The sequence below is a fragment of the Pseudomonas sp. ZT5P21 genome (assembly GCF_054897785.1).
The window spans coordinates 958,297-973,807 of the sequence record NZ_CM142705.1 but is presented as its reverse complement, the minus strand read 5'-3'; the positions used below and the strand labels follow the sequence as shown (position 1 = coordinate 973,807).

The following is a 15,511-nucleotide window of genomic DNA, read 5'->3' as shown; positions in this document are numbered from 1 at the left end:
AGCACCACGGCAAGGTCACTCAGTACAGCCACCGAGTAGAATACAGACGACATTCCCAAAGGCTTCGCCCAAAGTCCCACTTTGGCTAACTCCAAGAGTGATAAGGAGTAACCTGAGTTCCTTGAAGTTCTGGATGTACTGCCGCGAGGACCTGAGGAAGCTCAAGCGAATCACTTTGTTGTGGGATTACATCAGGGAAGTCACTGAGCAGAATCGGGGGCTGTTGATGGCGGAAACGCGGGGCATGGTATTCGCCGACTAATCAGCGCTGACCACGATCGACACCCGGCGGTTCTCGGTTCGGCCGCCTGCGGTGTCGTTGGAGGCAACGGGCTGGCTGCTGCCGAGGCCGCGCAGCTGGATGTTTTGTTCTTTCATGCCCACTGCGGTCAGAACGTTGCCGACACTTTTCGCACGGCGCAGGGACAGCTGTTCGTTATACGGTTCTTTGCCCGACGTGTCGGTGTGACCATCGACCCGCACCTGCTCGATCCCGACGCCCAGCAACGCCTTGCCAATGCGCTGAACGATCACGGTGCTCTGCGAATTCAGACGTTCGACATCACTGCCAAACAACACTTTGCCGGACAGGCCGAACGCCCAGCCCTCATCGGTCAATTCGAAACCTTGCTGTTTGAGCACTGCGACCTGGGCCGGGGTCAGGCCTTTTTGCGGTGCCGTCTGGCAGCCGGTCAAGGCCAACACTGCCATGAACAGGGTGATCGTGAAAAATCGCAAGGTGAGAGAAAACACGTGCATTAGCTCCTGGTTTGAACATCGGCGACAGGGCGCTCCGCGCCTGACGTGTGCTGAGCGCCTCGGGCGAGGCGTTTGGCTTGGTACATGGCTGCATCGGCGGCATTGAGCAGAGCGCTAGGCGTCGTCCCATGATCGGGGTACACGGCGATGCCGATGCTCAGAGACGTCAACACGTGCGTCGTCCCCGGCAACGGGATCGGCACTTCCATGCTCGCAAGGATTTTATCGGCGATCCGCTCGGCGTCTTCGGTCTTGTGCAGCGGGCTCAGCAGGACGGCAAATTCGTCGCCCCCCAAACGTGCCACCAGATCTTCTTCGCGCAGCTGCGCGCGAACGCGGCTGGCTACCGCCACCAGCACTGCATCGCCAGCGGCGTGCCCGAAATTATCGTTGATCTCCTTGAACCGGTCACTGTCGAGAAACAGCACCGCTACCCGCTCGTTAAGCTTGTTGGCGTTACGCAGTGAACGAATCAACCGGCCTTCGAAAAACGCACGATTCGGCAACCCGGTGAGGCTGTCATGGCTGGCCTTGTGGACCAGTGTTTCGTTTTCGATTTGCAGGTGGGTTTGCCAGGATTCGAGCTCATCGAGCAATGCGTTGAAGTCGTTGCCCAGGCTGTCGAGTTCGGCAATGCGGGCGGGGGGTACGCGCCGGTCGAAGGCACGATCGCTGCGTGCGGCGTGAGCCACGCAAGCCAGGTTGCGCAGCGGGCCGGTGATCCCCCGAAGTTGTCGGCGCGCCAGATAAAGCGCTACCCAGGCACTGATGGCAGTGCACAGCACGATACCCACCAGACCACTGAGCAGAAAGCGCATCAGGCTGCCACCGTGGCCGGTGAGCTGGATGCTGCCGATTTTCTGGCCCTGATAGACAATCGGCATGCTGATCGGTTTTTCCAGAAACGCTTTTGCCATTTGCACTTCAAGGTCCGAGAACAATCCGGTTTCCGGCCGCTGCCAACGCGCCAACAACGTGCCTTGCTCGTCCAGCACCTGGGCATCGGCCACTTCTTCGGTGGACGCGATCAATGCCAGCGCTTCGGTGGCGGCCACCTTGTCGTTGAACACCACCGCCGCTTCCACGGTGTAGTTGATGGAGCGTGCAATCAGGTGCAGGTTGTGGTCGGCATAGACCCGCAAAGCCAGAACACCGAGCAACGTCAGCGAGACACTGGCCATTGCCACAGCCACCAGTGCAACGATCAAATGACCGCGCCCGATGACCGAGCGCAAGGTCGGGCGGCTACCCGGTTTGAATAGCTTCATGGTGCCGCCGGCTTGCGGCGGGACAGTTGCAGCACACTGGGGTGAATTCGCACGCCACTGCGGGCGACAGAGTCCAGATTGACCTCAAAGGACACTTGTTCATCGCTGACTCGTAGGCAAAACAGGCTGCCGACGGTGCATGGGTCGTCGCTTTCGCTGATGCTCAGCACCGGCCGCCCCGCGAGCGAAGCGAATAGCCGGCTGCGTTCCTCGCTGGTCAGTTTGCCGATGTACACCGCGTCGCACTCACCGACAATGGACGGGTTGTCGGCCAGCAACCGGCTCACGGTGACAGGCCGACCGGTGGCCTGGGTCGTGCCTTTGACCAGATTGTCGGTGTATTCGGTGGGACCGATTACGCATAAGTGCAGGTGTGCTGGCTCAACAGGCCAACGGGCATAACTGAGTATGCCGAGCACAACCTGCGTGACGGCTTGGGCGCGCTGATCGGCCGTGCCGGATGGCGTTTTTGCTTGCGCGAAAACGAGGCCGCTGAGCAAACAGAGAATGCCTGCCAGCATGACTTGCTTGCAGACAACAATGCGCTCTGTCGTCCAGACAGCCACCTTCATGCAGGGATTCTCTTCGATCGTAACAGGATGATGCCGCAACGATAGCATAGCGCCGAAACGCCCGCGAGGTTGCGCAAGGCGGCGCCTCTTACAGTTTCCGTACTCGGGCGCTGCTTCCTCAATCCCGCGGTGGCACAGCCTCTTCCAACGCCAGCATCAACCCGCTCAAGCGTTTGACCTTGCGTCGCACCGCCTCTTCAAACACGCCGTTTCGAGGTTCGATCAACGTGAACCAGTGTTTGGCGCGGGTGATGCCGGTATAGATCAGTTCCTTGGTCAGAACCGGATTCAGGGCGTCCGGCAAAATCAACGCCGTGTGGGCGAACTCGGAGCCTTGGGATTTGTGCACGGTCATGGCGTACACGGTTTCGACATCATTCAGCCTGCTCGGCAGGACAAAGCGCACACCACCCTGGCCGTCGTTGCGCGGAAAGGCCACGCGAAGCACGTGACGCCCAGCGTCGGGACCCTCGCGTTCCGGCAGCTTGAGAGCAATGCCGATGTCGCCGTTCATTAAGCCCAGGCCATAGTCGTTGCGGGTCATCAGTACCGGCCGACCTTCGTACCACTGCTGATTGCTGTCGATCAGTCGGGCCTTGAGCAGCGCTTCTGTCACTTGCTGATTCAGGCCTTCCACTCCCCAAGGCCCTTTGCGTACGGCGCACAGTAACTGGAAGGCATCGAAGGCTTGCAGCACTTCGCGCGCCCAATTGATCCAGCGTGGATCATCGAGGGCGCTGTCGAGCGGTGGCCGCCGGTTGCGCAGCAGGCTCAGATAATGCCGATAACCTTGCGGTCCATCGCCATGGCCTTCGAGTAACAAGCGCTCCAGCGCCCTGTCCTGTTCCCCCTTGAGGGACAGGGAAAACACATCTTCATGGCTTCCAGCCGCTAACAACTTGCGAGCTTCTTCGGGTTGTTGCTGATTGACCCAGCGCGCCAGCAGGCCAATACCGCTGCCCTCGCCGAACCGGCGCGAGTGTCGCAACATCACCACCTGCTGGGCCAGCGGATGAGTGCCGTGGGTGTCTTCCTGCAAACCGCTGGTGCCGAGATTTTCACCACTGACCATTTCCAGCCACTGGCGCGTCTGCGAGGTGTACCAACCCGCCTCGGCGTCGCGACACAAATCGCCCAGTACGGCGCCGGCTTCCACCGATGCCAGTTGATCCTTGTCACCGAGCAGCACCAGTCGGGCATGGGCCGGCATGGCGTCGAGGAGATTGGCCATCATCTCCAGGTCGATCATCGACGCTTCGTCGACGACCAAAACATCCAGCGGCAAGCGGTTACCGGCGTTGTGGCGGAAATGGCGGGTACCGGGACGGCTGCCGAGCAGGCGGTGCACAGTGGTGACGTCCGACGGAATTTTTTCTCGTACGGCCTCAGCAACTTCCAGTGTCCGGACTTGCTGACTGATGGACTCCGTCAGCCGTGCCGCCGCTTTGCCGGTGGGAGCGGCGAGGCGGATGCGCAGTGGTTTGCCAGCCTCCACCGCCGGTGCCTGGAGCAATGCCAGCAACCGCACGACCGTGGTGGTCTTGCCGGTCCCGGGACCGCCGGTGACGATGCTGAACGCGCTGCGGGTCGCCAAGGCACACGCGAGTTTCTGCCAGTCGATCACCTCGCCGGGCCTGGCCGGGCCGAACAAACCGGTGAGGCGTTGGAGCAAGTCCTTTGGTGTGGATTCGTGTTCCGCCAGACGCAAGCGCAGCGCGTTATCAATACGTCGCTCGTATGCCCAGTAACGGCGCAGGTACAAGCGCTTTCCCGATAACACCAACGGCCTTTGCTGCGCCTTTTCGCTGCTATCGGCCGCCAATGCAACCAGACGGCTGGAGGCCAGGACCTTGCACCAATGGGCGCCGTCCAGCGTCTCAAGCAATTGCGAAGGCAGCAGCATGGCGCCACTTTGCAGATCGCCTTCCGGTGGTAACGACAGGGCGAAGTCCGGCTCCTTGAGAGTCTCGAACAGATCCAGGCAGACATGGCCGTGACCCAGTTGATGACTGGTCAACGCGGCCGCCATCAGCACCAGCGGATCATCATCGGGGGCAAGCTCGTGCAAAAAGGTAACGAAGGCTTTGTCCAGCGCTCGCAACCAGCCGCGCTCGACCCAGCGCGTGAGCAACAACAGCAAATCATCGGCGCGACTCAACGGCGCCAGACTCGCAAGACTTTCGGCTGCCAACGGGGTGGGCAACAAATCGGCGAAGGTGCGGCTCATAGCAATACTCCCTGCTCCCAGGCCGGTTCGGCCTTGGGTTCCGGTTTACCCTGAAACAACCGGTCCAGACGCTCGATCAGTTCTCTTGGCGGACGGGCAAAATACACGCCCTGACTGGACGCTCGCGTACCGCGCAGGAATAGATACAACGCCCCCCCGACATGCCGGTCGTAATCGTAATCGGCAAGCCGCGCCTTGAGCTGGCGATGCAGGGCCAACAGGTACAGCACATATTGCAGGTCGTAGCGATTGTCCAGGATAGCCTGTTCCATGGCCTGCTCGGTGTAGGCCATGTCATCGACGCCCAGCCAGTTGGATTTGTAATCGGCGACGTAATAGCGACCATCGTGCTCGAACGTCAGGTCGATGAAGCCTTTGAACATGCCATTGAGCAGCACCGGCTCTGCCGCGACCCGGGCAACGCCGTTGTGGGTGTATTGGCGAACCAGTTCGTCGAGCTTGAGCACATCGACCTTATGACTGGCGAACCAGAACTCCATCTCGACACGGTAGTGTTTCAATTGCTCCAGGGTCACGGGCGCCCGCCCGGCGCCGATGCGCATCGGGGACTTGAGCAAGTGCTGTAGCCATTCACTCAGCGTGGTGATCCAGCCTTCCCAGCCGCGTCGATTGCAGCGACGGGCAATGGCGTCTTCCAACGCTTTCGGCGTGGCGGCAAAACCTTCGTCACCGGCCCACTCCAGCAAACCATGGAGAAAGGTGCCGGGATTCGGACCGCGAGGGAATCGATGGATATCGGCACCGCCGGCGATCACCTCGCGCGGCGATTCAGGATCGAGGCGCTCGTCATCGAACAGCTTTTGCGCTTGCGGGTTTTCAGGGGCTTCGTCACTGCCCACGCTCAGACTTTCGCCGATGCGCAGGGCGCTGTAGGAAGCAATCCACCAGTTTTCGCTGGCCTTGCGCTTGGGAATCAGCGGAGCGAGCAAGGTCGCATCGTTTTGCGGTGGATGATATTGCTCGTCGGTCTTTTCAGGCATTTCACTGAAATTGAGCGCGGGACAATCCTGCTGCAGGTCTTCCAGCCAACGCTTCAAACCTTGCGACTGCGCTAATGGAGCACCGCCGCCCAACAGATAACCCAACGCAGAGAGATGCAACACCGAGTTGTTGTTATTGCCGCGCTTGAGGTCTGCGACGCCGAGCCAGCAGGCGTGTTGAGCCCGGGTCAGCGCCACATAAAGCAAACGCAGATCCTCGGCCAGCCGTTCATCATCCGCCAGTGCGATCAACTCGGGCGTGGGCTTCAGGGTCACCTGAGCATTTCCCGCTTCGTCGTGGTAATGCAGCGGCAAACGGCTACCGTCTACAGGTTTTGCCGAACACACGAACGGCAGAAACACCAGGGGATACTCAAGCCCCTTGGACTTGTGAATGGTCACGACCTTGACCAGTTGCTCGTCACTCTCAAGACGCAGGATCTGTTCCTCACCCGCCTGACCGGAAAGCGCCAGATGTTCGGACAAATGCCGGATCAACGCTTGCTCACCATCAAGTTCAGCGGCAGCCTGTTGCAGCAGCTCGGACAGGTGCAGCAGATTGGTCAGCACCCGCTCGCCGTCGTTGCGCGCAATCAATGCCTGAGGCAGCTGGAAGTCATGCAGCAAGCGTCGCAGCATCGGCAACACGCCCTGCTTGCGCCAGAGCTCGCGATAACCACGGAACTGCATGACGCGCGCTTCCCAGGCCAGCTCGTCCTGATTCAACCGCTCAAGTTCTGCCAGCGACAGGTTCAACGTGATGCTCGCTAACGCTGCCCGCAACGGGCGTTCGACATCCGGCTCGGCGCAGGCCTTGAGCCAGGTCAGCAGATCGTGAGCTTCCTGGGCGGCAAACACCGAGTCCTTGTCCGAAAGATAAACGCTGCGCACACCACGGGCGGAGAGTTCGGCGCGGACGGCCTGAGCTTCTTTACCGTCGCGCACCAGAATCGCGATATCCGCCGGCAACAAGCCCCTGAAATCCTTGCCGTCCTGGATGAAACCTGCCTTGCCTTGCTGTCCGCCGTTCAGCAACGCGGTGATTTCACTGGCGCAAGCAGCGGCCAGTTTTTTTCGGTAAACCGCGCCGGACAGGGGTTGATCGGCGGACAGTTGCCAGATGTTCAGCGCCGGTAAAACCTGCCCCTCGATGCTCAGAATTTCTTTGCGTCCCTGAGAGGCGACCGGCAGAAACGGCACGGGGTTTTCGCCATTCTTTTCGCGAAACAGGAACGCGCCCCGTCCGGCCTCGCGCGACTCGGCGCGCTCGAATACATGGTTTACCGCACCGATCATGCCGTGGCTGGAACGGAAGTTAGTGCCCAGAGTATGCAGTCGGCCAGCAGTGGCTTGGCGGGCGCGCAGGTAGGTGTAGATATCGGCACCACGGAAGGCATAGATCGCCTGCTTCGGATCGCCGATCAGGAACAGCCCGCATTCGGGATTGTTGTCTTCGATGCGATAGATGCTTTCGAAGATCCGGTACTGCACCGGGTCGGTGTCCTGGAACTCGTCGATCAACGCCACCGGAAACTGTTCGCGGATCAAGGTCGCCAGGCGTTCGCCACCTTCGGACTGCAACGCGGCATCGAGGCGCAGCAGCATGTCATCAAAACCCATTTCCGCGCGGCGCCGCTTTTCTGCCTCGAACCGTGCCCCCACCCACTGAGCGGCGTGTTGCAGAACAATCGCATCGGGAGTCGGCAAGCGATCGAGACTGACCTTGAGGCCGGGCATCGCGTCCAGCCCGGGATGATCGGGGACCTCGCCCTTTTTCCACGCTTCAGCCATGCCATCGGGGGTCAGGCGGGTGAAACCGGTGCCAATATCCAACTGCTCAAGCAATTCGTCTTCAGCCCACGCCTTTAACTTTTCGAACCAAGGTTCGAAGTAACGCGCCTGCATTTTGCGACCATCAACGCTTTTGCTCGCAACACCCTCGTGACAGATCGCAAGCAACTCGTCTGCCCACTGACGCCAGGGCATTTTGAGTTCGATCAAGGCTGCACGTCGCTCCTGTAAACATTCGACGATCAGTTCGGCAGGCGCTTTGCCTTCGACGCTGTTGCGTTCACTGGCGAACAATCCACGGACTCGTGGCAACAAGGCCGCCGGACCGCCCCAGTTGCCGCGCACCCAGTTCAGTGCGTCGCCTTGCATCGGGTAGCAAAACAATCGCCAGTAATCGCGCAGAACCTCGCCGAGCAAATCGCTGTGATCGGTTTCCAGCGTCTGGGTAAACAGACTGCCACTGTCGAATGCGTGCTCGCGCAACATTCGCTGACACCAACTGTGGATAGTCGAGACAGCCGCTTCATCCATCCACTGCGCAGCGATGTCCAGACGGTTCGCGCATCCGGGCCACTGCTCCGGAAGGTACTGATCACGCAACTCCGCGATCAGGGCATCCGGCGGCGGTGTTTCATCGCGGAAAAACCGCGCGGCTTCTGCCAGGCGCGTTCGAATGCGTTCGCGCAGCTCTTTGGTCGCGGCGTCAGTGAAGGTCACGACGAGGATTTGCGGTGGCAACAATTCACGCCCGAAGCCGCTCGATTCGCCACCGTGGCCGAGGACCAGGCGCAGATACAGCGCGGAAATAGTGAAGGTCTTCCCGGTCCCGGCACTGGCTTCGATCAGTTGACTGCCGCGCAACGGGAATGCCAGGGCCAGCGGTGTTTTCGCGGTCATGAGCGCGCCTCCTCGCTGGTCAATGAGCGCCACGGCGCTTCAAGCATTGGCTTGTATAAGGCGGTGCACCAATCGGGGAAGGTCTCGTCGGCTATCAGCGCGTCGTAGTCGGTGAACTGTCGGGCAAGTGCGGGACTCTCCCGACGCTCGCCATCAGTGGTCATGCCGTCACCCTCATAGGCGTTGCGGGCAGCGGCATCGGCTTTGGCCGGATCGGTCTGAGTGAGCCAGGCAAACCCTGTTTTCACTGCAATGGGCAGAGGCTGGCGCATGCCCGTTTGCCAGGCCATCAACAGGTCGCCAAGAATCCGCAATGCGGCATCCTCTTCCATCGGTCCCAACAGCAAGCTGTCGTCACTGGCCACAAGCGCAGTGGTCATCGTCCTGCCACTGGCGCAGGCAACCAGATGATTGACCCATGGTCGAGTGAGGCGATGCCATTTGCGAGACTTGACCGAACCAATGCTGTTTGGAATCGTGGTGATAGACAGCAAGCCACCGTCCGAACGTTGCTGCAAGCCGCTGAGCCAACCTTCCAGGCGCAAACCTTGGAGTTCGAGATTGACCGGCAGCGCGCTGGTGAGCGGTGTAGGCCATAACGCCAGAAGTTGTTGATAGCGTTGCAGCAGATCCGGCAATGGCTCGATCAACTCGCGTTGCAGACATTCTCCGAAACCGGCCATGGGCAGCAGCCCGCTGTTTTGCAGGCGTTTTGCCTGCGATTCCAGCACCTCTTCTGCGAGATCCATCTGTTGCAGCGCAGCTGCGAGCAAACTATCGCTGAGGCTATAGCGTTGCAGTGCATCAAGTACAAAGGGTTCCTCATCCGCCAGCGGCACTTCAGCGGCTTCGAAGAACACCTTCAGCCGCTGGCTGAAGAAATGTCGCACCGGATTGCGCAGGAAATCCTGCAACTGACCGAGGCTCAGCGGCTCTTCCTGAACGTAACGGTCCAGGATGTTGTTATCGGTGAATGGCTCAATAGCTTTGTGAAGCACCTGCCATTCGTTGGCGTAGCTGAACAGGGTATCGCCTTCATGAAAGTAACGGGCGCTGAATGGTTGCAACGGATGTTCCTGAGTCATGGCCTCAAGCAGATCTTCATCTGCATTGTGCAATCGCCAGCCGCTGGCAAGATGGTCGCGCAACTGGCCGATCAATACTGATGCGGGACGCTCGCTGTTATCGCGAATGCTACGGCCGACCCAACTGATATAAAGCTGGTCACATGCCGACAGCAGCGCTTCCAACAGCAAATAGCGATCATCTTCGCGGCGCGAGCGGTCACCCGGTCGGTAATCGCTGCCCATCAGGTCGAAGTCCAAGGGCGGTTGAGCGCGCGGGTAATCGCCGTCATTCATGCCCAGCATACAGACCAGTTTGAAGGGAATCGCGCGCATCGGCATCAATGTGCAGAAATTGACTGCGCCGGCGAGAAAGCGCTGGGACAAGCGACCTTGATCGAGGCCGGCGAGCCAGGCTTCGCGAACGACAGTCAACGGTAATTCGTCGTGCAAACCGACGGACTCACAGGTCTCAAGCCAGGTTTCGCGCAGCTCTTCGAGCTGGGCCAGCAAGTAGTCGTCATGTTCATTACTAGCCCGGAAGAACAACTGCATCAGCGCCTGCAACCGCATGCCCCATCGCTTGGGAGGAGCCGATTGAGAGAGTTCCTGATGGGCAATCTCCAGCGCGTCCAGCAACGCAACCAGAGGACCAATGAGCGCGGCATCCAGACCTCCGATCTCATCGTAGGGCTCGATGCCTTCGCAGGCACTGCCACTTCCCACGGCATAGCCGAGCAGCATCCGTCGCAGGCCGAAACGCCAACTGTTTTGTTCCAGTTTCTGAGGCAGGCCCAAACCCGCTCGTTGTCCGGCGTTCATGCCCCAGCGGATGCCGGCGCCTTCAATCCAGCGATGCAGGGTGGGCAGGTCTCGCTCCTCCACGCCAAATCGAGCGCGTAGCGCAGGAACGTCCAGCAGGTCGAGGATTTCGCTGACGGGGAATCGACTGTCCGGCAGTTTGAGCAGATGTTCGACTGCGATCAGCAGCGGATCGCGGCCACGTTGCCCCTGATCCGCAAGCGTGAAGGGAATGAAGCGCGGGTCATTGCGTTCAAGCTGACCAAATACTGCACGAATATGCGGTGCGTAGCTGTCGATATCAGGAACCATCACGATGACGTCGCGAGGCCTTAATTCAGGATCTGCACTGAAGCGGGCGAGCAACTGATCGTGAAGGATCTCCACCTCGCGCTGAGGGCTATGGGCGATGTGAAAACGGATTGACTGATCCGCTTTTAGATCGACTGCCGGCCAGCGCTCACGCGTTTCATTCAGAGGACGTAATTCAAGAATGTCGTCCTGCAACTGACTGAGCATGTTCAGCGGCTGGCTGTCACTGAACAGGTCGATTCTCCCGTCACGAAACGCCGAGCGATAACTATTGGGATCGTCGTAGCTATCGAGCAGATTGATGTAGTCCCGCCCCTGCTTGCCCCACGCAGCCAGCAGGGGATGGGCATGCTGATGCAGGGTTTGCGGATCCAGAACAACCGGCATGCCGCTCTTGCGAGCCTGACGTTTGTATTGATGTCTTAGCAGGTCTTTATCGGCGACGATGTCCGCCCAATGGTGGCGACACGGATTATGAACACACAGCAAAACCTGACTGAAACGGGCCAGCCCGGCGAGCGCTTCCAGAGCCTGAGCGGGAAGTGAAGAAATACCGAAAACGATCACTCGTGAAGGAAGTCCATCAGGCGCAACGTCGAGGCTATTGATGCGTTCGATAAACCGTTGATGGACGCCGGCGCGGCTTTGCGCCATGCCTTGTTCACCGACATCCAGCAACAATGCACGCCATAATTCTGCCTGCCAGCAATTGGCCGGGGGCAGGGCTTTTGCTTCACCCCGACCGTTGCGTAATTGATGACGACCTTCTGCCCAGTCTTCGAGCCAGTCGGCTCGGTACACTTGGTATTGGTCAAACAGGTCAGCCAGTCGCTCGGCCAATTGATAGCGTTTGCGCAAATCGGTGTCATGGGTAAGGAAGCGTTGCAGCGGCTCAAAGTGTGGCTGATCGATCAACTGCGGAAGCAGGCGCATGAGGCGCCAGGTCAGCGGAGCTTTATCGAGCAGGGATTTGACCGGGATTTCATCTCGTCCAAGGACCATGCGATAGAGCTGCCACATGAAGCTGCCCGGTAACTGCACATCGATCGCTGCGGCGATACCGCAGCCGCCCATGTCGTCCTCTTTCGGATCCTCAGCCAGCGCCAGTTTCAACCACTGGGCGATGCCATTGCTCTGTACTAAAGCGATTTCATTTTCCAAGGGTGCCAGCGGGTAGCGCCGCATCCAGCTGACCACCAGGCTGCGCAACTCGTCCAGGCGGTTGCCGTGAACCACCATAAAACCAGCACTGAGGGACGTCGCGTCCGGCATAAAGGCTTCCTTGGAAAAATACAAAAGCTAGGGGCCGAACCTTAGCATTGTCGGGAGACTGTGACAGCCGGAAGCCGTCCGGTGTTGCGGTATGAACTTTCCTGCGGGCAAAACAAAACCCCAACTGCTTTCGCAATTGGGGTTTCGGAATTTAATCTTGACGATGACCTACTCTCACATGGGGAAACCCCACACTACCATCGGCGATGCATCGTTTCACTGCTGAGTTCGGGATGGGATCAGGTGGTTCCAATGCTCTATGGTCGTCAAGAAATTCGGTAGCCAGGTCGTGGGCCTTTGCAGGTTCACGCTCCAGCGAATGGGTATGCGATAGTTTGGTGTTTTGCGAGTCTCTCGAACTTTCGGTTCGTGTCGTCTTCACACACCGCAATCTGGCCTCTTTCGAGTTCACAAATTGCTTGGGTGTTATATGGTCAAGCCTCACGGGCAATTAGTATTGGTTAGCTCAACGCCTCACAGCGCTTACACACCCAACCTATCAACGTCGTAGTCTTCGACGGCCCTTCAGGGGACTCAAGGTCCCAGTGAGATCTCATCTTGAGGCTAGTTTCCCGCTTAGATGCTTTCAGCGGTTATCTATTCCGAACATAGCTACCCGGCAATGCCACTGGCGTGACAACCGGAACACCAGAGGTTCGTCCACTCCGGTCCTCTCGTACTAGGAGCAGCCCCTCTCAAATCTCAAACGTCCACGGCAGATAGGGACCGAACTGTCTCACGACGTTCTAAACCCAGCTCGCGTACCACTTTAAATGGCGAACAGCCATACCCTTGGGACCGGCTTCAGCCCCAGGATGTGATGAGCCGACATCGAGGTGCCAAACACCGCCGTCGATATGAACTCTTGGGCGGTATCAGCCTGTTATCCCCGGAGTACCTTTTATCCGTTGAGCGATGGCCCTTCCATACAGAACCACCGGATCACTAAGACCTACTTTCGTACCTGCTCGACGTGTCTGTCTCGCAGTCAAGCGCGCTTTTGCCTTTATACTCTACGACCGATTTCCGACCGGTCTGAGCGCACCTTCGTACTCCTCCGTTACTCTTTAGGAGGAGACCGCCCCAGTCAAACTACCCACCATACACTGTCCTCGATCCGGATAACGGACCTGAGTTAGAACCTCAAAGTTGCCAGGGTGGTATTTCAAGGTTGGCTCCACGCGAACTGGCGTCCACGCTTCAAAGCCTCCCACCTATCCTACACAAGCAAATTCAAAGTCCAGTGCAAAGCTATAGTAAAGGTTCACGGGGTCTTTCCGTCTAGCCGCGGATACACTGCATCTTCACAGCGATTTCAATTTCACTGAGTCTCGGGTGGAGACAGCGCCGCCATCGTTACGCCATTCGTGCAGGTCGGAACTTACCCGACAAGGAATTTCGCTACCTTAGGACCGTTATAGTTACGGCCGCCGTTTACCGGGGCTTCGATCAAGAGCTTCGCGTTAGCTAACCCCATCAATTAACCTTCCGGCACCGGGCAGGCGTCACACCCTATACGTCCACTTTCGTGTTTGCAGAGTGCTGTGTTTTTAATAAACAGTCGCAGCGGCCTGGTATCTTCGACCGGCATGGGCTTACGCAGTAAATGCTTCACCCTCACCGGCGCACCTTCTCCCGAAGTTACGGTGCCATTTTGCCTAGTTCCTTCACCCGAGTTCTCTCAAGCGCCTTGGTATTCTCTACCCAACCACCTGTGTCGGTTTGGGGTACGGTTCCTGGTTACCTGAAGCTTAGAAGCTTTTCTTGGAAGCATGGCATCAACCACTTCGTCACCCAAAGGGTAACTCGTCATCAGCTCTCGGCCTTAGACCCCCGGATTTACCTAAGAGTCCAGCCTACCACCTTAAACTTGGACAACCAACGCCAAGCTGGCCTAGCCTTCTCCGTCCCTCCATCGCAATAACCAGAAGTACAGGAATATTAACCTGTTTTCCATCGACTACGCTTTTCAGCCTCGCCTTAGGGACCGACTAACCCTGCGTCGATTAACGTTGCGCAGGAAACCTTGGTCTTTCGGCGTGGGTGTTTTTCACACCCATTGTCGTTACTCATGTCAGCATTCGCACTTCTGATACCTCCAGCAAGCTTCTCAACTCACCTTCACAGGCTTACAGAACGCTCCTCTACCGCATCACCTAAGTGATACCCGTAGCTTCGGTGTATGGTTTGAGCCCCGTTACATCTTCCGCGCAGGCCGACTCGACTAGTGAGCTATTACGCTTTCTTTAAAGGGTGGCTGCTTCTAAGCCAACCTCCTAGCTGTCTAAGCCTTCCCACATCGTTTCCCACTTAACCATAACTTTGGGACCTTAGCTGACGGTCTGGGTTGTTTCCCTTTTCACGACGGACGTTAGCACCCGCCGTGTGTCTCCCATGCTCGGCACTTGTAGGTATTCGGAGTTTGCATCGGTTTGGTAAGTCGGGATGACCCCCTAGCCGAAACAGTGCTCTACCCCCTACAGTGATACATGAGGCGCTACCTAAATAGCTTTCGAGGAGAACCAGCTATCTCCGAGCTTGATTAGCCTTTCACTCCGATCCACAGGTCATCCGCTAACTTTTCAACGGTAGTCGGTTCGGTCCTCCAGTTAGTGTTACCCAACCTTCAACCTGCCCATGGATAGATCGCCCGGTTTCGGGTCTATTCCCAGCGACTAGACGCCCTATTAAGACTCGCTTTCGCTACGCCTCCCCTATTCGGTTAAGCTCGCCACTGAAAATAAGTCGCTGACCCATTATACAAAAGGTACGCAGTCACCCAACAAAGTGGGCTCCCACTGCTTGTACGCATACGGTTTCAGGATCTATTTCACTCCCCTCTCCGGGGTTCTTTTCGCCTTTCCCTCACGGTACTAGTTCACTATCGGTCAGTCAGTAGTATTTAGCCTTGGAGGATGGTCCCCCCATATTCAGACAAAGTTTCTCGTGCTCCGTCCTACTCGATTTCATGGCCAAGAGATTTTCGCGTACAGGGCTATCACCCACTATGGCCGCACTTTCCAGAGCGTTCCGCTAATCTCAAAGCCACTTAAGGGCTAGTCCCCGTTCGCTCGCCACTACTAAGGGAATCTCGGTTGATTTCTTTTCCTCAGGGTACTTAGATGTTTCAGTTCCCCTGGTTCGCTTCTTAAGCCTATGTATTCAGCTTAAGATACCTAACTTGTGTTAGGTGGGTTCCCCCATTCAGACATCTCCGGATCAAAGTCTGTTTGCCGACTCCCCGAAGCTTTTCGCAGGCTACCACGTCTTTCATCGCCTCTGACTGCCAAGGCATCCACCGTATGCGCTTCTTCACTTGACCATATAACCCCAAGCAATCTGGTTATACTGTGAAGACGACATTCGCCGAAAATTCGCGATTAAACTCACAAATTTTACCTTAGCCTGATCCGTTACCAGTGAAAGTAACGTCCAGTCTATCTTTCTATCACATACCCAAATTTTTAAAGAACGATCTAGCCAAAGACTAGAAATCAACATTCACCATCATCACAATGGAATGCTCATTTCTAAGCTTTCAACAAAC

General features: G+C 57.7%; 6 protein-coding genes, 2 rRNA genes and 1 pseudogene. 1 reads left to right on the top strand and 8 read right to left on the bottom strand.

The annotated features are described in order from the left end of the window. Positions 1 to 124: 124 nt before the first annotated feature. Positions 125 to 262 (top strand): annotated as a pseudogene (locus ACYZT9_RS04450) (LysR family transcriptional regulator); the annotation flags it as partial. On the opposite strand, the gene ACYZT9_RS04445 reads toward ACYZT9_RS04450, so the two are convergent. From ACYZT9_RS04445 to ACYZT9_RS04410, 8 genes are all read right to left on the bottom strand, one after another. Beyond that, positions 259 to 759, bottom strand: a complete 501-nt coding sequence (locus ACYZT9_RS04445) for an OmpA family protein (RefSeq protein ID WP_462008742.1) — start codon at positions 757 to 759, stop codon at positions 259 to 261. The pseudogene ACYZT9_RS04450 and the gene ACYZT9_RS04445 sit on opposite strands and share 4 nt — an antisense overlap. Then, positions 759 to 2,027, bottom strand: coding sequence for a diguanylate cyclase domain-containing protein (locus ACYZT9_RS04440; RefSeq protein ID WP_462008741.1), 1,269 nt, complete (start codon positions 2,025 to 2,027; stop codon positions 759 to 761). The genes ACYZT9_RS04445 and ACYZT9_RS04440 overlap by 1 nt, the downstream gene beginning before the upstream one ends. Then, positions 2,024 to 2,599 carry a YfiR family protein gene (locus tag ACYZT9_RS04435; RefSeq protein ID WP_462008740.1) on the bottom strand — a complete coding sequence of 192 codons (576 nt, stop codon included), beginning with the start codon at positions 2,597 to 2,599 and terminating at the stop codon, positions 2,024 to 2,026. Before ACYZT9_RS04435 ends, ACYZT9_RS04440 begins: the two co-directional genes overlap by 4 nt. Before the next feature lie 118 nt (positions 2,600 to 2,717). Then, positions 2,718 to 4,826 carry an exodeoxyribonuclease V subunit alpha gene (gene recD / locus ACYZT9_RS04430; protein WP_462008739.1) on the bottom strand — a complete coding sequence of 703 codons (2,109 nt, stop codon included), beginning with the start codon at positions 4,824 to 4,826 and terminating at the stop codon, positions 2,718 to 2,720. Continuing rightward, positions 4,823 to 8,515, bottom strand: a complete 3,693-nt coding sequence (gene recB, locus ACYZT9_RS04425) for an exodeoxyribonuclease V subunit beta (protein ID WP_462008738.1) — start codon at positions 8,513 to 8,515, stop codon at positions 4,823 to 4,825. Before recB ends, recD begins: the two co-directional genes overlap by 4 nt. Next, positions 8,512 to 11,964: an exodeoxyribonuclease V subunit gamma gene (gene recC, locus ACYZT9_RS04420; protein ID WP_462008737.1), complete on the bottom strand. Its 3,453-nt coding sequence runs from the start codon at positions 11,962 to 11,964 to the stop codon at positions 8,512 to 8,514. The genes recB and recC overlap by 4 nt, the downstream gene beginning before the upstream one ends. Positions 11,965 to 12,119: 155 nt before the next feature. Continuing rightward, positions 12,120 to 12,235 (bottom strand): 5S ribosomal RNA (gene rrf, locus ACYZT9_RS04415). A gap of 159 nt (positions 12,236 to 12,394) precedes the next feature. Beyond that, positions 12,395 to 15,286: ribosomal RNA gene (locus ACYZT9_RS04410) — 23S ribosomal RNA — on the bottom strand. Between the last annotated feature and the right edge of the window lie 225 nt (positions 15,287 to 15,511).

Bases quoted from the DNA above. Each gene is read 5' to 3' on its own strand.
- recC (WP_462008737.1), bottom strand. From the start codon at position 11,964: ATGCCGGACGCGACGTCCCTCAGTGCTGGTTTTATGGTGGTTCACGGC.
- recD (WP_462008739.1), bottom strand. From the start codon at position 4,826: ATGAGCCGCACCTTCGCCGATTTGTTGCCCACCCCGTTGGCAGCCGAA.
- recB (WP_462008738.1), bottom strand. From the start codon at position 8,515: ATGACCGCGAAAACACCGCTGGCCCTGGCATTCCCGTTGCGCGGCAGT.
- ACYZT9_RS04435 (WP_462008740.1), bottom strand. From the start codon at position 2,599: ATGAAGGTGGCTGTCTGGACGACAGAGCGCATTGTTGTCTGCAAGCAA.
- ACYZT9_RS04440 (WP_462008741.1), bottom strand. From the start codon at position 2,027: ATGAAGCTATTCAAACCGGGTAGCCGCCCGACCTTGCGCTCGGTCATC.
- ACYZT9_RS04445 (WP_462008742.1), bottom strand. From the start codon at position 759: ATGCACGTGTTTTCTCTCACCTTGCGATTTTTCACGATCACCCTGTTC.